Below are 20,194 nucleotides of genomic sequence, written 5' to 3'. Positions count from 1 at the left end.
ATCACATCAGATCGCGGCCAATCTTCTTTTCCGCGACGATCTTTTCGAAGATCTGCACGTCGTCCTCGAACGCCGTGACGACGGCGCTGACGATCCAATCGGTTGCGGTACAGGCAATCCGCGCCGTGGCCACGGTCCGCACGAACCAGCCGGGACGGTGCATGTCGCAGGTCCAGGTCGACACACCGGTCATCGACAGCGGATCATCCGGCGAAATCGACCAGACTTCCTCGCGCAATTGCCGGGTCGACAGGCCCGTCTTGGGATGTTCGTAAAGCCCGGTCTCCTCATGGATGCGATAGTCCGTCCGATTGGCCGAGAGATCCCGGACGATCTGCCGTTTCGTCGCGGCAGCCGCATGCTCAATATATTTCGGCAGGGGATCGGGGTTGGCTGGCTCGTCGACTTCGATCCTGCGATGGTCGCCGAGCATCGGCAGCCCCAGACCGAGCGAGGCAATATCGATGTCGATCCCTTCGTCCTCGGGCGGCGGCAGGATCATCGGCCAATAGGCGGTGGACAGCGAAAGGCGGATGCGATGCCCCTTGCGGAAGCGATAGCCGCAGGCATCGAGCACCAATCGGATCGACACCATCTCGCCCGGGATCAGCGGCTTCGGATCGGCATTGCCGTCGCGGTGGGTGAGATTGACGACGCCGAAGGCGACCCGCATGGCGGTGCCGTCGGGATGGACGTCGATCAGCCGGGCGCAGAGGTTCGCATGCGCCGCCCGGGACCGCAGCCGCAGTGTCAGCACCGGCCGACCGAGATAGTCGCAATCATCGGCAAGCGGCATGGTATCGAAGACCAGCGAACCGGCATCGTCCAAGCGTTGATCGATCGCCATTTCGGCGTCGGGCTTCAGCGTGAAATATTCACCCGATGCCGTGCCGGTATCGAGAGGAGACCTGACATAGACGGGATGCTCGGGAGCATGCGGGATCGGCATGCCTTCGGTCAGCCTGCCGAATTGCTCGACGTAGAAACATTGCATGTGCGGCGACGTCCAGACATCCCGCGCGATCCAGAATCCGGGATCGCTGTCGCGCCGCGGCGCCGGGCGGACGGCATCGAGAATATAGGCGCGGACCTGCGGCAGTCTGTCGATGCCATTGTCCTCGCCACGCAGCCATTTGTTCCACCAGGCGATCGCTTCGCCATGGAAATCGGCGCGCGGTTTCGGCCAGGCAAAGTGCGGATATTTGTGCACCCAGGGACCGATCAGTGCCTTCGCCTTCTCGCCCAGACCCTCGACCGCCATCAACGGCGTATTGCGGTAGCCATCCGCCCAACCGGCAATCACGAGCGTCGGGATCTCGACGCTCGAAAAATCCTCCGAGATCGAGCCGTGACGCCAGAAATCATCGCGCCGCGGATGGGCCAGCCACTCCTCCATGAAAAAGGGTTCGCCTGCCAGGCGCTCCAGCCACATCTCCTTCCAGCGCTCGCCGACAAGTGCCGGATCGGGCGGGCGTGACTGGTAGCCAAGCATCGTCGCCGCCCATGAGAGCTGGGCGGAAAGATGGCAGCCGTTCTTATAATGGATATCGTCATTATAGCGGTCGACGGTCGAGGCGATCGAGATGACGGCTTTGAGCGCCGGCGGCCGCAATGCGGCGACCTGCAGGCTGTTGAAGCCGCCCCAGGAGATGCCCATCATCCCGACGGAGCCGTTCGACCATGGCTGCGCCGCGATCCAGGCGATCAGCTCGCAGGCATCGGCAAGCTCCCGCTCCGTATATTCGCCGTCGATGACGCCGTCGGATTCGCCCGATCCGCGGATATCGACGCGCACGCCGGCAATGCCGGCGGCGGCGAACACCGGATAGGTCGACTCGTCCCTGGGGCTGGTCCCGTCCCGCTTGCGGTAGGGCAGGAATTCGAACACGGCAGGAACGGGATTCTGCTCAGCGCGGTCGGGCATCCAGATGCGTGCCGCCAGCCGCGTCCGATCCTTCAAGGTGATCCACTGATTTTCGATGGTTGTGAAGCTGCGGTCTGACATTGTCATATATCCAGAAGAGCTTTAGGCATTAAGCCACACGCGGCTGCCGATGTAGCCGTTGGACATATCGTTGCCGATATCGTCAACATATCCCTTCAGCATTTTCGAAGAGGCCATGATGTAGTCGTTGAAGACGGGCAGGATCAGACCGCCATCGTCTCGCACCATCAGGGCCAATTGCCGATAAAGCACCTTGCGCTTGGCCTCATCAAGTTCTGACCTTGCTTGCAGAACCAATTTGTCGAAGTCAGGGCGCTTGAAACGCGTGTCGTTCCATTCTGCGGTCGACAGGTAAGAGGTGGAATAGCGCGAATCCTGGGTCGGACGACCGCCCCAGAACGAGGCGCAGAAGGGCTGCTTATTCCAGACATTGGTCCAGTAGCCGTCTTCCGGTTCGCGCTTGACGTCGATCGTGATGCCCGCCTTGCGCGCGCTTTGCTGGAACAGGATCGCCGCATCCACAGCGCCCGGAAAGGCTGCGTCTGACGTGAGCAGCTGAATGGAGCGGTCGAGACCCGCTTTCTTGAAGTGGAAGGCGGCCTTGTCTGGATCATAAGGGCGCTGCTCGATATCGGTCGGGGCGAGAGCGTAGTTGGAATTGACCGGATAGTCGTTGCCGATGGCTCCGTAGCCGCCCAGAACCTTGTCGAGGATCGCCTGACGATCGATGGCATATTTCAGCGCAAGCCGAAGATCGGTGTTGTCGAAGGGAGCCGTGTCGCAATGCATTAGGAAACAATAGAAGCCCTTGCCTGCATTCCGGAGGATTTCGACGGTCGGTGCTCGCTGCAGCATCGGGACTGTCTTGGGGTCGACATTGTTGACGAAATGAACTTGGCCGGAGGCAAGTGCGGCAACGCGGGCGGTGTTGTCGTTGATGACGAGGATTTCGACACTGTCGACAAAGCCGCGGTCGGAGCGCCAATCCTTCGGGTTTTTCTCGAAGGTTGCGTGAACGCCCGGTTCGAAGCTTTTCAGAATGTAAGGACCTGTACCGATGGCCGCCGCAGGCTTGTCGAGGCCGCCCTTCGGTTGGATGATCAGGTGATAGTCGGTCAAAAGCAAAGGCAGGTCCGCATTGCCTTGCGAAAGTGTGAGGACAAGGTCGCCCGCTTTTTCTTCGATACCGGTGATCGAGGCCATGAGCCCCAGAGCGCCCGACTGCGAATTCTTGTCCGCGTGTCGCTTCAGTGTCGCGACGATGTCCGCGACCGTCATCTTGCTGCCGTCGTGAAACTGCACGTCGTTCCTGATTTTGAAAGTCCAGACGGATGCGTCCGCCGATGGCGTCCAGGAAGTCGCCAGCGACGGCAAGGGCGTACCGGTCTTAGGGTCGGATTCGACAAGGGTGTCGCCCCAGAGACGGCCAATCACGAACAACACCGAGGCGCTATAGGTCGCGGGGTCGAGCGCATCACTGGTGGCGCCGCCCTTGAGACCGAGTTTCAGATGACCACCGCGCTTCGCTTCCTGCGCGCGGGCATCGCGCGGCATCAAGAGGCCGGAGGTGAGGACTGGCAAGGCACCCAGCGCGACGGCACCGCCAACGAAGTGACGGCGGCCGATACTCAGGGGCGAAGATTGATCCTTTTCACGTGTCATTTCAGTTCCCTTTTCAACGTTATTAGAAGAGAACGTAGAGATCAGGCTGCGTCACGCAATTTCGCGACTTGACGCATCTTTGAGCGAGTTTACGCTGCTATCATTCAGACGGAACCGCCGATGCCTCACCTAGTCGAGAACCTCAAGATCGCCTGTGCCACGCAGCGTTCCATTTCGCATCTTTGCCGCGCGATCGACATCAACCGACAGCAATTCAATCGATATATCAACGGCCAGACGAGGCCGTCTGCCCATAATCTCGCGCGCATAGCCAAGTATTTCGATCTCGACGCAGCCGACTTTGGTCTCGCTCCCAGGCTCTTTCGCGAGCGGCTTCGCAAACCGACTCTAGACCTCAATCCAAGTTCCGAACTACTAAAGGCGTTCCCAGGCGATCTGACCGCGCTCCGGCGCCATATTGGCTATTTCCAGACCTATCACCGCTCCCCGTCCTGGCCGGGAATGGTTGTCTGTTCGTGCAGCCGCTTTGTGGAGAAGGGTGGGCTTGTGCATGTCAAATCAATGGAGCGTCTGCGGGACGCTGGAAACGGCATCCAGCAATTTTCGAAATATGTCGGCCTTGCGGCCTTCTATCGAAACCGGATCTTCATAACGGAGCGAATCGTCGGCCCGAATCCAGTACTTTCACAGACGATCCTCCTGCCATTCGATGAGTACCAGCGCGTCTATCTGCGCGGGACGACAATGGGCGTTTCGTGGCGACGGGAAAATCTCCCGTATGCGTCGCGGATGATCTGGCGGCATGTCGGCGCCGAGCCCAACCTGCGCGAGCTTCTGTCGCGTTGCGGGCCACTGCCGCTGTCTTCACGCCAGCTGCCACCGACGGTGCGCTCGTTCCTCGCAGATCCATCCGCGGAAGTGTATGCGGTGCCGGCAGAGTATTGAAGACACCGATTTCCAACGAAGCCATCATATCCGATGAGTGCCAAAAGATTTCGCGCCTTCAATTCCCGGCGCTTGCCATCTTCCGCGTCGTCAGCACCCGTTCCAGCCAGCCAATTTCCATTTCCGGCACCGATTTCAACAGCAGATCGGTGTAATCATCGAAGGGTGGCGACAGCGCCGTCGATTTCGGCCCGAAGCGCACCAGCTTGCCGCGATGCATCACCGCCACGCTGTCGGCAATCGCCCGGACGATCGCGATGTCGTGGGTGATGAAGATGTAGGACAGCTGTTCCTCCTGCTGCAGGCGCAGCAGCAGCTTGAGGATACCCTCGGCCACCAGCGGGTCGAGCGCCGAGGTCGGCTCGTCGCAAAGAATGAGCTCGGGCTTGGCGGCAAGGGCTCTTGCGATCGCCACGCGCTGCTTCTGGCCGCCGGAGAGTTCGGCCGGGTAGCGGTCGATGAACCCATTGCCCATCTCGATCTGATCGAGCAATTCCTTCACTCTGGCCGTCTTCTCCGCACCTCTGAGGCCATAATAGAAGGTCAACGGACGGCCGATGATGTCGCGGATCGTCTGCCTCGGGTTCATCGCCGTGTCGGCCATCTGGTAGATCAGCTGGATACGCCTGAGGTCGTCGTTTTGCCGGTTCTTCAGATCGGGCACCAGTGGCTTGCCGCCGAAGACGATGCGTCCGCTCTTCGGCGGCAAGAGGCCGGTAATGGCGCGTGCCAGGCTCGATTTTCCGGAGCCGGATTCGCCGACGACGGCCAGCGTCTGCCCCTTTGGCACATGCAGCGAGACACCGTGCAGTACCTTGAAGCCGTTGGAATATTCGGCGCTGACATTCTCCACTTTGAGAAGGGCCGTGGACTGATCGGCGGCTTCCTCGCGATAGGCCTGCCTGACATTGACCAGCGCCCGGGTATAGTCCTCGCGCGGCGCCTCGATGATCTGCTGAACACTGCCATACTCCACCTGCTTGCCATGGCGGAGGACCATGATGTCGTCGGAAATCTGCGCGACGACGGCAAGATCGTGGGTGATGTAGAGGGCGGCCGTATGGGTCTCCTCGATCGCATGTTTGATCGCCGCCAGGACGTCGATCTGCGTGGTGACGTCGAGTGCCGTGGTCGGCTCGTCGAAGACGATGAGCTCGGGGTTGGAGCAGAGCGCCATCGCCGTCATCGCGCGCTGCAGCTGGCCACCGGAGACCTGATGGGCAAAGCGCTCGCCGAAGGTCTCGGGGTTGGGCAGGCCGAGCACGCGGAACAGATAAAGCGCCCGTTTGCGCGCCTCCTCCCTCGTCATCAGCCCATGTTTAAGCGAGGCTTCGATCACCTGGTCGCCAAGCCGGTGCGCCGGATTGAAGGCGGCCGCCGCCGATTGCGCGACATAGCAGACGCGGGCGCCGCGGATTTTCCTCACACCGTGCTTGCCGAGTGCCAGAATATCGGTGCCGTCGAGCCGAACCTCGCCGCCGGTGATTTCGGCGCCGCCGCGGCCATAGGCAAGCGCCGAGAGCCCGATCGTCGACTTGCCGGCGCCCGATTCTCCGATCAGGCCGAGAACCTTGCCCTTCTTGAGGTCGAAGGAAACGCCGTCGACGATCGTTACCCGCTTGGGCGGTTCGCCCGGCGGATAGCTGGTCGCTTCGATCTTGAGATTGCGAACGGAAAGAAGCTCAGGCATCGCCACGCCCTCCCTTGAGGCTGGATGTGCGTTTCAGCAGCCAATCGACGACGAGGTTGACGCAGATGGCAAGCACCGCAATCGCCGTACCCGGCACCAATGCGGCTGAAATGCCGAAGATGATCCCGTCCTTGTTATCCTTGACCATGCCGCCCCAGTCGGCCGCCGGCGGCTGAATGCCGAGGCCGAGGAAAGAGAGCGTCGAGAGGAACAGGATCGAGAAGGCGAAGCGCAATCCGAACTCGGCCAGCAGCGGCGACAGCGTGTTCGGCAGAATTTCGCGGAAAATGATCCAGAGCTTGCCTTCGCCGCGCAGCTTGGCCGCCTCGACGAATTCCATCACCGCGACATCGAGCGCCACGGCGCGGCCGAGACGATAGACGCGAGTGGAATCGAGGATCGCCATGACAAGGATCAGGACGATGATATTCTGCGGCAGGACCGCAAGCACCACCAGCGCGAAGATCAGCGTCGGGATCGACATCATCAGATCGTTGAAGCGGGAAAATATCGCGTCGATGAGGCCGCGCGAGACGGCCGCCGTGAAGCTCAGGATGATGCCGAGCGAGAAGGAGATGATTGTGGCAGCGGAGGCGACGAGCAGCGTCGTGCGCGCGCCGTAGATCAGGCGCGAGAGGATGTCGCGGCCGAGATTGTCGAGGCCGAAGATATAGTGATCGTCAGGCAGCTGCCAGACGTCGCCGACGACCTGGGTCTCCCCGTAGGGCGCGATCCAGGGTGCGAAGAGCGCGAAGATGAAGGCGACGGCAATACCTGTTATGCCGATCCAGGCGGTGATGGGAATGTCTCTTGCTCTCATCGCGGATGCCTCAGCCGGGGATTGGCGACGATCGCAAGAATGTCGGCGATCATGTTGAGGAAGATGTAGACGGCCGCGAAGATCAGGCCGCAGGCCTGCACCACGGGCATGTCGCGCACAGTGACCGCGTCGACCATGTATTGCCCCATGCCGGGATAGACGAAGACGACTTCGACGACGACGACGCCGACCACGAGATAGGCAAGGTTCAGCGCGACGACATTGATGATCGGCGCCAGCGCATTGGGAGCGGCGTGCTTGACGATCGAACGGTAGGCGCTGAGGCCCTTCAGCTCGGCGGTTTCCATATAGGCGGAGGACATGACCGAGAGGATCGCCGCCCGCGTCATGCGCATCATGTGGGCGAGCACGACGAGCACCAAGGTCGCCGTCGGCAGTGCAATCGCCTTCAACCGCTCGATGAAGCCCATGCTGTCATAGACGGTCGCCGGAAAGGTGGCCATGCCGAACTTCACGGCGAAGAAGAGGATCAGCAGATAGCCGATGAAGAATTCCGGCAGCGAGATTGCCGCGAGCGAAATCACATTGATGATCTTGTCCGGCAGCCGGTTGCGAAAATGCACCGACAGCATACCGAGGCCGACGGCGAGCGGCACGGAAATCACTGCCGCGAAACCTGCCAGAAAAAGCGAATTGCCAAGGCGCTTGCCGATCTGCTCGCTCACCGAATTCTTGCTGGCCCAGGAGGTGCCGAAGTCACCCTGGACGGCATTGCCGAGCCACTCGACGTAACGTGTCGTGACCGGACGGTCCAGTCCGAGATCCTGGCGGATATTGGCAACGGCCTGCGGCGTTGCCGACTGGCCGAGATAGGTGGTGGCAAAATCGCCGGGCAGGGCTTCCAGCCCGCCGAAGATCAGGATGGAAACCGCAAAAAGCAGAATAATGCTGAGCACGAAGCGCTCGAGGATGAGGGCAAGCAACGGAAAACGCTGCCGGAGCCTCAGGCCCGGCAAGATATTGCTTGGGGCAGGGTTGGTCATGGCAAATGCCTTTGGCTAAAACGTCGGGAGGACCGCGGGTTTTCTTCCCACGGTCCCAGCTTCGTCGGAGATCGGAGGGGCGCTGCACCCCTTGCCATCAGGCGTCCAGCCAGACGCGGGTGGCGACGTAGCCGTTCGACATGTCGTTGCCGATGTCGTGGACATACCCCTTCACCTGCTTGGTAGAGGCGTTCACGAAGTCGTTGAACATCGGCAGGATCACGCCGCCTTCATCGCGCACCATCATCGCCATGGTACGATACATGTCCTTGCGCTTGGCTTCATCAAGCTCGGAACGGGCCTGCAACAACAGCTTGTCGAAGTCAGGACGCTTGAACTTGGTGTCGTTCCAGTCCGCCGTCGAGAGATAGGCGGTGGAATACATCTGATCTTGCGTCGGCCGGCCGCCCCAGTATGAGGTCGAGAAGGGCTGGACGTTCCAGACGTTGGTCCAGTAGCCGTCGCCCGGCTCGCGCTTGACCTCGATCTCGATCCCGGCCTTTTTGCAGCTTTCCTGATAGAGGACAGCCGCGTCGACGGCGCCGGGGAAGGCGACTTCGGAGGTGCGCAGGAGGACCGAGCCGCTATGTCCCGATTTTTTGTAGTGGAAGGCAGCCTTGTCGGGGTCGTAAGTGCGCTGCTCGATTCCTTCAGGAAACAGCGCATAGGTGGCGTTGATCGGGAAGTCGTTGCCGACCTTGCCGTAACCGCCGAGGATCTTCTGCACCATGGTTTCGCGGTCCATGGCGTATTTCAATGCCAGGCGCAGGTCGTTGTTGTCGAACGGCGCCTTGTCGCAATGCATGATGAAGACGTAATGGCCACGGCCGGCGGTCGAGAGGATCTCGACATTGGGCGCGCGTTTCAGGAGGTTGACGGTCTTCGGATCGACGCGGTTGATATAGTGCACTTGGCCGGACGACAGTGCGGCGATGCGGGCGGTTGCGTCGTTCATGCCGATGATCTCGATCGAATCGACGTAACCTCGGTCGCTGCGCCAGTCATCCTTGTTCTTCTCGAAGGTAGCGCGTACACCAGGCTCGAAGCTCGACAGCTTATAGGGGCCGGTGCCGATCGAGGCGAGGGGATCGTCGACGCCGCCATTCGGCTGGATCACCAGATGATAGTCGGAGAGCAGCAACGGCATGTCGGCGTTGCCTTCGCTGAGCGTCAGCACGAGGTTGCCGCCGTCAGCCTTGATCTCCTTTATCGAGCCGAGAACGCCGAGCGCGCCGGATTCCGACTTTTTATCGGTGTGACGCTTCAGCGTCGCGACGACGTCATCGATCGTCAGTTCCTTGCCATCGTGGAATTTGACGCCCTTGCGGATCTTGAAGCTCCAGGTAACGGCGTCCTTCGACGGCTCCCAGGATTCGGCGAGCGCCGGCACGGCCGCACCGGTCAGTGGGTCTGACTCAACCAGCATGTCGCCCCAGCAGCGGCCGACGCAGAACATGAACTGCGACAGGAATTTCGCCGGGTCCTTGGAATCGGTGGCGGCACCACCTTCAAGGCCGAGCTTCAGGTGGCCACCGTGCTTCGGTTCGGCGGCTTCGGCGCTTTCGGTGAAGAGCTTGTCGGCAACGGCGAGTGTGATGCCCGCCGCCATGGCGCGTCCCATGAATTCGCGGCGGCTGAGCCCGCCGGCGGTGACGCGGCTTGCGAGGTATTTCGTATAGTCGTTCATTCCCCAGTTCCTTCTTTGTGTGCGTTGACAGAACTTCCGGGCAGGTCGCAGGCGGTTTCCTCTCCACCTCCGGTGCCCGCATCATGCGGGAAACATAGCGGTTGCTGCCGCCTGACTATTCTCCTTTCCAAATGGGGGTGCGCTTCTCGGCGAAGGCGCGGGCGCCTTCCAATTGGTCTTCGCTCGAATAGAGGCGGTCGACGGTTGCAAATTGCCGTTTGGTGATCTTGTTCATGGCAGTCTGGAACGTCGAACCCTCCGCTTCTCGCACGATTTCCTTGATGGCCGCATAGACAAGCGGCGGCCCGCTTTCGAGCAGGCGCGCGAGCTCCCAGGCTCTCGCCATCAGCCGGTCGGCCGACAGGACCTCATTGACGAAGCCCCAGCGATGCGCCTCGTGCACATCGAGCCAGCGTCCTGTTAAAAGCATGTCCATGGCGATGTGGTAGGGGATGCGTTTCGGCAGCTTGATCGACGCCGCGTCGGCAACCGTGCCCGAGCGGATTTCAGGCAGGGCGAACGTCGCATGCTCGGCAGCGAGGATCAGATCGGCCGAAAGCGCGATCTCCAGCCCGCCGCCGCAACAGATGCCGTTGATGGCACATATCACGGGCTTGTTGAGGTCGCGCAGCTCCTGCAATCCGCCGAAGCCGCCCACGCCGTAATCGCCGTCGACCGCATCGCCTGACGCAGCCGCCTTGAGGTCCCATCCGGCGCAGAAGAATTTTTCGCCGGCGCCTGAGACGATGGCGACGCGCAACTCGGGATCATCGCGGAAATCGCGGAAGATCAATCCCATGACACGGCTGGTCGCAAGGTCGATGGCATTCGCCTTCGGCCGGTCGATGACGACTTCCAGAACGCCGCCGTCACGTCGTGTGCGAATAGGGTCGCTCAAACCTGCGTTACCTCCTTCGCCGTATGAGAGCATCAACCGCGGCCACACCGCGCCCTTCGGGAAGAACCATCAACGGATTAAGGTCCAGTTCCTCCAGGCGCACCGCATTCGTTACGACATATTCTGCCGTAGCTGCGACAGCGTCGACGGCGGCTTCCAGATCGCCTCTCGGCCGGCCGCGATAGCCATGAATCAATTTCGCAATCTTGAGACGCGAAATCGCTGCGTGGATCTCGGCTTTCGTCGCCGGAAGCGGCAGGATGACCGAATCCTCGAGCAATTCCACGAAAATTCCGCCCGCTCCCAATGTCAGCGACAATCCGAAGACGGGATCGCGGGAGGCGCCGACGATGAGCTCCGCGACCGGAGGATCGATCATCTTCTCGACGAGATAACCGGCATCGCAGGCCATGGCCGCTGCCGCATCCGATACGGCCTGCGCATTCCTAAGATTGAGCACGACAGCTCCTGCCTCTGTCTTGTGCGCTATGCCGAGGCCCTTCAGAACGACGGGGAAGCCGAGCCGTTCGGCCTGCTCTGCGGCTTCGCGGGAGGAAAAGGCCTGCAGCCCTCGGGGAACGGGAAGGCCGCAGGCAGAAAGTTCGATCTTGGCATCCGCTTCGGTCAGCGTTTCGATCTCGCCATCCATAGGCCGCACATCGAGCAGCGGCGCGGGCGGCGGGCGATCCCAGGCCCGACCGATGCCGGCGGCGACTTCCGCGGCGGTGACGGCTTCGTCGATGCCTGAGAAGGCGACGATGCCGTTTGCCATCAGGTGATTGGCAACAGGCTCCGGCATGTTCTCGGGAAGGGTCGCGAGAACGCCGGCCAATGCGCCGGTCGCGGCAGCCGAAGCGATGGCCGCCTCTACCGTTGCCGTCCACTCCGATGCATCGCATCGGTCGCCGCGAGGGAAGTCCAGCACCACCAGATTGAGGGCGCAGCCGCCCGCGAACATGGCGCTGAAGGCTTCCGTCTGGCGCGTGACATCGCCCCAGACGAAGGTGTGGTAGTCGAGCGGATTGGACAGCGCCACCATCTTGCCCAGCACCTGCCGCAGACGCGGCAATTGCTGCGGTTGCAGGGCCGGGAATTCCACCTTGCGGCCGATCGCGGCATCCGCCATCAGCGAAGCCTCGCCGCCCGAACAGCTCATGGATGAGATCGATCGGTTCGGGAGAGGCCCGGCGACATGCAGGAGCTTCAGGGTTTCGAGCAGCGCCGGCAGACTCTGCACACGGCCGATGCCGAGGCGGGCGAGCACGGCATCCGCTACCGCATCACTGCCGGCAAGCGAGGCGGTATGCGACACCGCCGCATGTCTTGCCTGCTCGGACCTGCCGACCTTCAGCACGACAACGGGCTTCCGTGAACGCCGAGAAATGGCGGCAAGACGTTCGAGCGCCGCAAGATCGACAAACCCTTCGACGTGGAGGCCGACCGCCGTCACACGGGGATCGTCCATCAGCGCGCAGGCGACATCGGCAAGCGATGTCTGCGCCTGATTGCCTGCCGTGACCACATAGGCGATCGGCAGGCCGCGGGTCTGCATGGTCAGATTGATGGCGATATTGGAGGATTGCGTGAGGATCGCGACACCCCGTTCGATCCGCTGCATGCCGTGCTGGTCGGGCCATAACAGAGCGCCATCGAGGCCGTTGATCAGCCCGTAGCAATTCGGCCCGAGGATCGGCATGCCACCGGCCGCTTCTACCAGAGCCTGCTGCAGCGCGGCGCCATCGGCAAGTTCCGCCGTCGCCTCGCTGAACCCCGATGCATAACAGACCGCCCCGCCGGCCCCGGCGCGCGAAAGGCCGCGCACGATGTCGACGGTAAGTGTTCGGTTGACGCCGACGAAGGCAGCGTCCGGTGCGGCGGGCAGATCGGTAAGCGAGCGGTAGCAGGGCCGCCCGAGCACTTCATCGAGTTTGGGATGGACTGGCCAGATCTCGCCCGAAAAGCCCATTCGGTCGCATTGCTCGATCACCCGGCGCGCCTCGCGGCCGCCGAAGACGGCGATCGTTTGCGGTCTGAGCAGGCGGTCGAGCGGGGTGGATGTCATCGGCTCATGCTCCCAGCGGCCGGAGCAGATCGCGGCTGATGATATGCCGCTGGATTTCCGAGGTGCCATCCCAGATGCGCTCGACGCGCGCATCGCGCCAGAAGCGGGCAAGCGGCAGGTCATCCATCAGACCCATGCCGCCGAAGATCTGGATCGCTTCGTCCGTCACACGGGCCAGCATTTCGGAGGCATAGAGCTTGGCCGAAGCGATCTGCCGGTCGGCCGAGAGACCGACATCGATCCGCCAGGCGGCTGCAAGCGTCAGCCACTCGGCGGCATCGATTTCGGTGATCATATCGGCAAGTTTGAATGACACGCCCTGATTGGCGCCGATCGGCTTGCCGAACTGCCTGCGTTCGGCGGCATAGGGCAGCGCCATCTCGAAGACGCGCCGCGCCCGGCCGACGCAGGTGGCGGCGACGGTCAGCCGCGTGCCGTAGAGCCATTGATTGGCGATATCGAAGCCACGATGCACCTCGCCCAGCACCTGGGCTTCGGGGATCCGGCAGTCGGTAAAGCTCAGGGTGCAGTTGTGGTAGCCCCTGTGTGAAACGGAATCATAGCCCTTCAGGATCTCGAACCCCGGCGTGCCGCGATCGACGAGAAAGGCGGTGATCTTCTTCTTGACGCCTTTCGGCGTTTCCTCCTCGCCGGTGGCGGCAAAGACGATGACGAAATCGGCGACATCCGCGTGCGAGATGAAGTGTTTCGTGCCGTTGAGGACGAAGTCGCCGCCGTCGCGGCGGGCAGCGCATTTCATGCCGCGCATATCGGAACCTGCATCCGGCTCGGTAATGGCAAGCGCATCGATCTTCTCGCCGCGCACCGCCGGCAGGAGATAACGTTCGCGCTGCTCGCCCTCGCAGGCCAGCAGGATGCCGGAGGGACGGCCGAAGAAGACCGTCAGGCCCAGCGAGCCGCGCCCGAGCTCGCGCTCGACCAGTGTGAAGGTAACATGGTCGAGGCCGGCACCCCCGACCTCCTCGGGAAAATTGCAGGCATAGAAGCCGAGATCGATGCATTTGCGCTGGATCTCGCGCCCGAGCTCCGGTGGGACGATCCCGGTCCGCTCGACCTCGTTCTCATGCGGATAGATTTCGGTTTCGACAAAGGCGCGAACCGTCTCGACGATCATTTCCTGTTCTTCGCTGAGACCAAAATCCATCCCGATCCTCCTTACCGCCTCTGGCCGACGTGACGGCCGGAGCCCTCGGGCAGCGCCAGTTCCGCATGGGCCGCAGCAATTGCCTTCACCCTGCCCAGTACCGCTGCCGGCGCCGGGACCGCCTTGCCCGCCTTGCTGTCGACATGCAGCAGCATGTGCTCGGCGGTTGCGATGACCTCGGCCGTCGCCGTGTCGTGCAGGGTGTGGAAGACATGCAGCCGCTTCTCGTCGGCGCTCAGGATCTGGCAGGCCGAATGAATCGCCTGCCCGAGCTTCGCCTCGCCGAGATGGCGGATGTGGCTTTCCACCGTGTAATAGCTGTGCCCCGCCTCGACATAGGCAAGGTCGACGCCGACGAGGCGCAGCAGCGCATCGGACGTATCGCCGAAGACCTGCAGATAGCGGTGTTCCGTCATGTGGCCGTTATAGTCGACCCAGGCCGGGCTCACTTTGGTTTCGACTAGCCGCAGTGGCTTCGAAGGATCGGCGGGCATGGTCTCGCCGCCGCCGTTCGCCCAGAGCGATTGCTCGAACTCCTTGAGCAGCTTGCCGGCGCCCCAGCCTTTGCCGCCGTCGCCGCCCTTCAGCGCCTGGAGGATACCGACGAGATTCTCGTCGCGGATACGCTCGAGTTCGCGGATCGAAAGACCGCCGGCCTGCTCGTCGGACTGCCCGCCGATCTTTTCGATCAGCGCATCGTCGAGATCGACGACATCGGTAAGCTTGGTCCAGGGCCAGGCAAGGCAGGGGCCGAACTGGGCGAGGAAATGGCGCATCCCGGACTCGCCGCCGGCGATGCGGTAGGTCTGGAACAGGCCCATCTGCGCCCAGCGCAAGCCGAAGGAATAGCGGATAACATCGTCGAGGGTCTCGACCGTGCAGATGTCGTCATGGATGAGCCACAACGCCTCGCGCCAGAGCGCCTCGAGCAGCCGGTCGCCGACGAAGGCCTCGATCTCCTTGGTGATGTGGACGCCCTTCATGCCGATCGGCGCCAGTCTTTCGATCGCCGCCTGGATGGTCGCCGCCGAGGTCTTCTCGCCGCCGACGATTTCGACGAGCGGCAGCAGATAGACGGGATTATAGGGGTGGGCGACGAAGAGGCGTTCGGGATGCGTCATGTCGCGCTGCAGATCGGTGGGCAGCAGGCCCGAGGTGGACGAGCCGATCAGCGCCTCCGGGCGCGCGGCTGCATCGATCTCGGTCAGGACGCCGCGCTTGAGGTCGAGCCGTTCCGGTACGCTTTCCTGAATCCAGTCGGCATCGGCAACGGCTTCCGCGAGCGTTTCGCAGAAGGTCAGCTTGCCGCGCGGCGGCAAGGGCGCGCCGGTCAGCATTGCATAGGCTTTTTCCGCATTGGCGATGACCTCGCCGACGATGCGGCTTGCCTCCGGATGCGGATCGAAGACGTCGACGTCGATGCCGGCCAGCAGGAAACGGGCGATCCATCCGCCGCCGATGACGCCGCCGCCGATACAGGCCGCCTTGCTGATCTTGGTCATGATATCCTCAGCGCTTCGTCAGCTTCAGCTTCTTGCGGACATCTTCCGGTCCGATGATCCGCGCCCCCATGCCCTCGACCACCTGCACGGCCTTTTCGACGAGCTGCGCATTGGTGGCGAGCTGGCCCTTGCCGACGAAGAGGTTGTCTTCCAGGCCGACGCGCACGTTGCCGCCGGCCAGAACCGCCGCTGCCGGATAGGCCATGGCGTTGCGGCCGATCGAAAAGGCCGAGAAGGTCCAACTCTGAGGCACGTTGTTGACCATCGCCATGAACGTGTTGAGATCGTCGGGCGCGCCCCAGGGAATGCCCATGCAGAGCTGGATCAGCACCGGGTCCTCGATCAGGCCTTCCTCGGCGAGCTGCTTGGCAAACCAGAGATGGCCGGTATCGAAAGCCTCGATCTCAGGGCGTACGCCGAGATCCGTCATCTTCTTGGCCATCGCCCGCAGCATGGCCGGCGTATTGGTCATGACATAGTCGCCGAGATTGAAGTTCATCGTGCCGCAGTCGAGCGTGCAGATCTCCGGCAGGCATTCGGCGACATGGCTGACGCGCTCGCTGGCGCCCGCCATATCAGTGCCCTTCGGATTGAGGGGCAGGGGGCTTTCGACATCGCCAAAGATCAGATCCCCGCCCATGCCGGCCGTGAGATTGAGGACGACATCGATGTCAGCCGAGCGGATGCGGTCGGTGACCTCCCTGTAGAGATCGTTGCGGCGGCTTGCGGCCCCCGTTTCCGGATCGCGGACATGGCAGTGAACAACGGCCGCCCCAGCCTTGGCGGCGTCGATCGCGGAATCCGCGATCTGCTTGGGAGTGATGGGAACGTGGCTGGATTTGGAGACCGTATCGCCGGCACCGGTGACGGCGCAGGTGATGAAGACATCGCGGTTCATTGCTAGAGGCATGTTTTTGTTCTCCCCGTCATGTCAGGCATTACGCGACAGGATCGGCAGCAATGCTTTGCATTTTCGGAAGCTATCGATACATTATCGGAAACGTTGGGAGGCGGTCATGCTGCAGCGATCGACGGAACGGCTCGATATCGACCTTCTCGTCCTGCCGGATACGAACCTGATCCTGATCGCATCGGTCATCGAGCCGCTGCGCGGCGCCAACCGCATCGCCGGCAGTGAGCTTTATCGCTGGCGGCTGCTGACGCCGGACGGCGCGCCGGTCCCGACCACCAGCCATATCGCCATCCCGGCCGAAGGCACCTTCCAGGCGACGACCGACGACAGGCCGCTCTTTGTGCTGGCGAGTTACAACTGGCACCGCAGCGCGACGCCGGCACTCAAGATGCAGCTTTCCCAGGCCGCCCGCTACCGCAGGATCGTTGCCGGCATCGAGTCCGGCACGTGGCTGCTCGCCGAAGCAAGCCTGCTCGACGGGCTGCGGGCGACGGTCCATTGGGAGGATTACGAGGATTTCGCGCTCGCCTATCCCGAGGTCGGGGCGGTCAAGGATCGTTTCGTCATCGACGGCAAACGGCTGACGACATCAGGTTCGCTTCCGACTGTGGACCTGATGCTGGAGGTGATCCGGCAGCGGCAGGGTTATTCGCTGGCGCTCGAAGTCAGCCGGCTGTTCCGCTATGAGCAGCCTTCCTTCCATGCCGACGAAATGCTTTCCGCCGCTTCGGCGGGACTGCGCGCGCACGATCCGCGCGTGATGCAGGCGGTGCATCTGATGGAGGAGCATATCGAGCAGCCTCTGGTGTTGGCCCGGCTCGCCCGCAGGGTCGGTGTCAGCGCCCGGCATCTGCAGGATCTCTTCCAGCAGAGCATCGGCGCGCCGCCGCATGTGCATTATCTCGCGCTGCGCCTGAACACCGCGCGCCGCAAGGTGATCGAGACGACGGCCTCCTTCGCCGACATCGCGGCGGCGACCGGCTTCAATTCGGCCTCGGCCTTTGCAAGAAGCTACCGGGCGAGTTTTTCCGAGAGCCCGTCGGAGACACGGCGCCGCTTGCGCCGCCGTATCATACCATCGGCGCCGACATAGGTTGGAATGCGTCCCGCAGCATCTCGGCGAGTTCCCGCACCGCCTCGCTGGAGCGGAAACTATTGCGGCGTAGAACGACCTTGGAGGAGTCAACCGGCGGAAAGCCGTCTTCGGCCGTCAGTTCGCGGCAGCCGGGCGGAATGCTGCTGCGGGAAAGCGTAGTGACGGCAAGGCCCGCGGTCACGGCATTCTTCAGCCCTGAACCGGTATCGGCGATGAAGGCGATCCGGTAGCTGCGGCCGATCTGCTCCAGCGACCGGAGCGCAAAATCGCGCGACCAGGTGGAGTTGCGATAGGTCGCAACCGGCAGGGGATCGATGTCGTGCAGCCGATGCACCATCGACGTGACCCAGACGGTCGGATCGACGCAGAGAACTTCGCCCTTGTTCTGATCGCTCCAGTCGAAAACGACGGCCAGATCGAGTTCGTCCCGCTCCAGGGCGGCGAGGTTGCGGACCGTGTAGTCGCAGGAGACGGTCACTTCGACCGCCGGATGGCGAACCGCGAAAGCCGCAAGGGCTGCCGGCAGTACCGTCTGGCTGTATTCCTCGGGAATTCCGATGCGCACCGGGCCGTCAAGGGGCTTGCTGCGGATTGTCGCGGCCGCCTCGTTCAGAAGATCGATGACCCTGCGGGCATAGGGCACCAGCTGAATGCCCTGGCGCGTCAGCAGCACACCGCGGGCGCCGCGCTCGAAAAGGTCTTCGCCGATTGCCGCCTCAAGCCGCTTGATCTGGGTGCTGACGGCAGATTGCGTCCGCCCAATGCGCTGGGCGGCCGCCGAAAAGTTCGACGTCTCGGCGACCACAAGGAAGGTTCTGAGAAGATCGCTCTCGATCGGTTCTTGCATCGGCAGCCATAGAAAAAATCGATAATAGCTATCACTACTATTCGTTTGTCTAATGTCAATTCCTGGCGCAGAAATGGGCGGCGTTCGACTTCCTTCTTTGAGAATCTCTGCGTGACCATTGAAAATCCGGCTAGGCAACTCGCAGGCAGCGAGCATGAGAAGGGTGTGCTTCTCATCGTTGCCGCGACACTTGCCTGGAGTGCGAGCGGCGTTTACTCGCGACTCCTCACCATCGACGTATGGACGGCAATCGCCTGGCGGTCGCTGTTCGGAGGCCTGTTCCTGCTGATCCCCTGCCTTTTCCTCGAAGGGGGCATCTCGCGGCGACAATGGCGTTCCGTCCTCCATCCCACAGGTCTTGCGATGATCGCATGCCAGACCTTCAGTCAGGGATGTTTCATCGGCGCGCTCTACATGACCACCGTCGCCAATGTGACGATGATCTATGCGACCACGCCCTTCATCGCGGCTCTGTTCGGCTGGCTCATCCTCAAGGAGAGGGTTGCCAGGCGGACGATGATTGCCGGCGCCGTGTCCCTCTTCGGCGTCGGCGTCATCGTCGCCTCGTCGATCGGTGGCGGCACCGGCTGGGGCGATCTGCTGGCGCTCGGCATGACCGCGTCCTTCGCGCTCGTCATCATCATTCCGCGAATCAATCCCGGTGTGCCGAGTCTGCCGCCGACCGTGGTCAGCGCCTTCCTGACTCTGGTCATCTTCGCACCTTTCGGCTCGGTCGGCTCGGTCGACCTGCACAACTGGATCGTCCTTGCCGCCTTCGGTGCGACCAATTTCTCGCTGGCGCTGGTGCTTTTCCTCGCCGGCGCAAAACGGATGCCGCCAGCGGAAGCCGCGCTGATCGGCACGATGGAAATCGTGCTGACGCCCTTCTGGGTGTGGCTGCTATTTTCCGAAGAGCCGCCCATCGCCACCTATTTCGGCGGCGCCATCATCCTCGGCGCCGTGTTCTGGCATACGGCAATCGATGCTAGACGAAGCCGCTGGTCGCACGACCGCTAAGCCGGACGGTCGCCGAACCCCTGCCAGGCATCAGCACAAATCCCTGCAGGCCGGACAAGGCCGCAGACCGTCACGCCGCTGGCGCGGCCACCGTGGCGAGCTCTTTAGCCCCAATCAGCTAAAGAACGCACGAAGCTGAGCGAAAAAGCCGCTTGGTCTCGGATCTGCCATCCTTCGCACGCGGCGAGCGACTGCTGCAGCGCTGACGCTTTCGCCAAAATGACAGAAGCAGACAAGCTCGTGCAACTGTTCGTCGCTGAGTTCGAAGAACCGTTTGGCCTCTCCATAGCTATCATTTTCCATTCCGGCCGCCCGCAGAATGGGATCAGCGAATGCGACAGAGATCGGGGTGTCGTCATCCCGCAGGGCAACCCGCTCTGCGATCGGCTGATATTCGGTTTCGTGAAGCGTCTTAAGAAACGGTTTGGGGCTGCGTTCGAGACTTTCCGCCCACCGTTCAATGCGTTCGCGCCGTGTCAGTTCAAGGCGCTTAAGGCTCGTGCTGATCTTGGCAACTGTTTTCAGCTGCTCCAGTGCGTACTGTTCCATTCCGGCCTCCTATCTTCGGAAAAATAGACGGTCCGCTCCCGAGGAATAGCGTGGCTCAGGTCGCAGCCGATGTCCAATCACGATTGAGGACGGCATCTGCCTCTGGCCGAACGGATCTCATCACCGGAGGCCGGACGACTTTGCCGATTGTCGTCTTGAGGGGCACCCGTGTCGTTTTTCCAAGCTCTGTTTTTCGTCAGGCATGGTTTTCTTGTCATGTTCACGGCGCTGCCTTGCAAGCTAGCGACATGAAGCATGGCAGGCAGGCCGCCGGCGCGCTGCCCCGCGGTGGTATCCTCTGGGATCACCGGATGGCGATCCGGAAAGATATCCTGACGGATCGAAAGGAGGTTCTGTAGCCCTAAACCAGCTCTTTCGCAGCAGATCTACGGATTGCGGCGGGCGATGACGAGCGGCACGACAGGCCAACC

At 62.2% G+C, this 20,194-nt stretch carries 16 protein-coding genes; 3 read left to right on the top strand and 13 right to left on the bottom strand.

From position 1 onward, the window contains the following. Window position 1 precedes the first annotated feature (1 nt). On the bottom strand, window positions 2–2,005 hold the full coding sequence (locus EFD56_RS15495; RefSeq protein WP_004674683.1) for a CocE/NonD family hydrolase: 2,004 nt from the start codon (window positions 2,003–2,005) through the stop codon (window positions 2–4). Window positions 2,006–2,026: 21 nt separating this feature from the next. Further along, a complete protein-coding gene (locus tag EFD56_RS15490; protein WP_004674682.1) occupies window positions 2,027–3,607 on the bottom strand; it encodes an ABC transporter substrate-binding protein in 1,581 nt (526 codons plus the stop codon). A 120-nt stretch (window positions 3,608–3,727) separates the two neighbouring features. Between EFD56_RS15490 and EFD56_RS15485 the strand changes: the two genes are divergently transcribed. Beyond that, the gene (locus EFD56_RS15485) at window positions 3,728–4,513 is read left to right on the top strand and encodes a helix-turn-helix domain-containing protein (RefSeq protein ID WP_004674681.1); all 786 of its coding nucleotides are present in this window, start codon (window positions 3,728–3,730) and stop codon (window positions 4,511–4,513) included. Window positions 4,514–4,571: 58 nt separating this feature from the next. Here the strand turns inward: EFD56_RS15485 and EFD56_RS15480 are convergent, their stop codons facing one another. The 9 genes from EFD56_RS15480 to bcoG all read right to left on the bottom strand — a co-directional run bounded on the left by EFD56_RS15480 (window position 4,572) and on the right by bcoG (window position 16,251). Continuing rightward, entirely contained in the window at window positions 4,572–6,203 is a 1,632-nt protein-coding gene (locus EFD56_RS15480) for an ABC transporter ATP-binding protein (protein ID WP_004674680.1), read from the bottom strand. Further along, complete coding sequence (locus EFD56_RS15475) at window positions 6,196–7,023, bottom strand: ABC transporter permease (RefSeq protein WP_004674679.1); 828 nt, start codon at window positions 7,021–7,023, stop codon at window positions 6,196–6,198. Before EFD56_RS15475 ends, EFD56_RS15480 begins: the two co-directional genes overlap by 8 nt. Further along, window positions 7,020–8,027, bottom strand: a complete 1,008-nt coding sequence (locus tag EFD56_RS15470; protein WP_004674678.1) for an ABC transporter permease — start codon at window positions 8,025–8,027, stop codon at window positions 7,020–7,022. Before EFD56_RS15470 ends, EFD56_RS15475 begins: the two co-directional genes overlap by 4 nt. Before the next feature lie 97 nt (window positions 8,028–8,124). Beyond that, window positions 8,125–9,714: an ABC transporter substrate-binding protein gene (locus EFD56_RS15465; protein ID WP_004674677.1), complete on the bottom strand. Its 1,590-nt coding sequence runs from the start codon at window positions 9,712–9,714 to the stop codon at window positions 8,125–8,127. Between the two features lie 115 nt (window positions 9,715–9,829). Further along, window positions 9,830–10,612 (bottom strand): carnitinyl-CoA dehydratase, encoded by a 783-nt coding sequence (locus tag EFD56_RS15460; protein WP_004674676.1) that lies wholly within the window; start codon window positions 10,610–10,612, stop codon window positions 9,830–9,832. A 7-nt stretch (window positions 10,613–10,619) separates the two neighbouring features. After that, complete coding sequence (locus EFD56_RS15455) at window positions 10,620–12,674, bottom strand: acetate--CoA ligase family protein (RefSeq protein WP_004674675.1); 2,055 nt, start codon at window positions 12,672–12,674, stop codon at window positions 10,620–10,622. 4 nt (window positions 12,675–12,678) lie between these two features. Continuing rightward, entirely contained in the window at window positions 12,679–13,839 is a 1,161-nt protein-coding gene (locus EFD56_RS15450; RefSeq protein WP_004674674.1) for an acyl-CoA dehydrogenase family protein, read from the bottom strand. An 11-nt stretch (window positions 13,840–13,850) separates the two neighbouring features. Beyond that, entirely contained in the window at window positions 13,851–15,341 is a 1,491-nt protein-coding gene (locus EFD56_RS15445; protein ID WP_126905693.1) for a carnitine 3-dehydrogenase, read from the bottom strand. Window positions 15,342–15,348: 7 nt separating this feature from the next. Continuing rightward, window positions 15,349–16,251 (bottom strand): 3-dehydrocarnitine:acetyl-CoA trimethylamine transferase BcoG, encoded by a 903-nt coding sequence (gene bcoG, locus EFD56_RS15440; protein ID WP_126905692.1) that lies wholly within the window; start codon window positions 16,249–16,251, stop codon window positions 15,349–15,351. Window positions 16,252–16,357: 106 nt separating this feature from the next. On the opposite strand from bcoG, the gene EFD56_RS15435 reads away from it, so the two are divergent. Then, window positions 16,358–17,347 (top strand): GlxA family transcriptional regulator, encoded by a 990-nt coding sequence (locus EFD56_RS15435; RefSeq protein ID WP_126905691.1) that lies wholly within the window; start codon window positions 16,358–16,360, stop codon window positions 17,345–17,347. Here EFD56_RS15435 and EFD56_RS15430 read toward each other — a convergent pair. Further along, window positions 17,325–18,197: a LysR substrate-binding domain-containing protein gene (locus EFD56_RS15430; RefSeq protein ID WP_126905690.1), complete on the bottom strand. Its 873-nt coding sequence runs from the start codon at window positions 18,195–18,197 to the stop codon at window positions 17,325–17,327. The genes EFD56_RS15435 and EFD56_RS15430 overlap by 23 nt on opposite strands. A 111-nt stretch (window positions 18,198–18,308) precedes the next feature. Here EFD56_RS15430 and EFD56_RS15425 point away from each other — a divergent pair, with 111 nt between their 5' ends. Further along, entirely contained in the window at window positions 18,309–19,214 is a 906-nt protein-coding gene (locus EFD56_RS15425) for a DMT family transporter (RefSeq protein ID WP_126905689.1), read from the top strand. Between the two features lie 114 nt (window positions 19,215–19,328). Here EFD56_RS15425 and EFD56_RS15420 read toward each other — a convergent pair whose 3' ends face one another. After that, on the bottom strand, window positions 19,329–19,763 hold the full coding sequence (locus tag EFD56_RS15420) for a hypothetical protein (protein WP_004674668.1): 435 nt from the start codon (window positions 19,761–19,763) through the stop codon (window positions 19,329–19,331). Window positions 19,764–20,194 lie beyond the last annotated feature (431 nt).

It is taken from the genome of Rhizobium phaseoli (assembly GCF_003985125.1).
Taxonomy (GTDB): domain Bacteria; phylum Pseudomonadota; class Alphaproteobacteria; order Rhizobiales; family Rhizobiaceae; genus Rhizobium; species Rhizobium phaseoli.
The sequence above is the reverse complement of the archived record's forward strand: the minus strand, read 5'-3'. Positions and strand labels throughout refer to the sequence as shown.

Coding starts and splice junctions, on each gene's coding strand:
- EFD56_RS15430 (WP_126905690.1), bottom strand. CDS start 18,197: ATGCAAGAACCGATCGAGAGCGATCTTCTCAGAACCTTCCTTGTGGTC.
- EFD56_RS15485 (WP_004674681.1), top strand. CDS start 3,728: ATGCCTCACCTAGTCGAGAACCTCAAGATCGCCTGTGCCACGCAGCGT.
- EFD56_RS15450 (WP_004674674.1), bottom strand. CDS start 13,839: ATGGATTTTGGTCTCAGCGAAGAACAGGAAATGATCGTCGAGACGGTT.
- bcoG (WP_126905692.1), bottom strand. CDS start 16,251: ATGCCTCTAGCAATGAACCGCGATGTCTTCATCACCTGCGCCGTCACC.
- EFD56_RS15455 (WP_004674675.1), bottom strand. CDS start 12,674: ATGACATCCACCCCGCTCGACCGCCTGCTCAGACCGCAAACGATCGCC.
- EFD56_RS15480 (WP_004674680.1), bottom strand. CDS start 6,203: ATGCCTGAGCTTCTTTCCGTTCGCAATCTCAAGATCGAAGCGACCAGC.
- EFD56_RS15470 (WP_004674678.1), bottom strand. CDS start 8,027: ATGACCAACCCTGCCCCAAGCAATATCTTGCCGGGCCTGAGGCTCCGG.
- EFD56_RS15490 (WP_004674682.1), bottom strand. CDS start 3,607: ATGACACGTGAAAAGGATCAATCTTCGCCCCTGAGTATCGGCCGCCGT.
- EFD56_RS15495 (WP_004674683.1), bottom strand. CDS start 2,005: ATGTCAGACCGCAGCTTCACAACCATCGAAAATCAGTGGATCACCTTG.
- EFD56_RS15465 (WP_004674677.1), bottom strand. CDS start 9,714: ATGAACGACTATACGAAATACCTCGCAAGCCGCGTCACCGCCGGCGGG.
- EFD56_RS15475 (WP_004674679.1), bottom strand. CDS start 7,023: ATGAGAGCAAGAGACATTCCCATCACCGCCTGGATCGGCATAACAGGT.
- EFD56_RS15435 (WP_126905691.1), top strand. CDS start 16,358: ATGCTGCAGCGATCGACGGAACGGCTCGATATCGACCTTCTCGTCCTG.
- EFD56_RS15420 (WP_004674668.1), bottom strand. CDS start 19,763: ATGGAACAGTACGCACTGGAGCAGCTGAAAACAGTTGCCAAGATCAGC.
- EFD56_RS15445 (WP_126905693.1), bottom strand. CDS start 15,341: ATGACCAAGATCAGCAAGGCGGCCTGTATCGGCGGCGGCGTCATCGGC.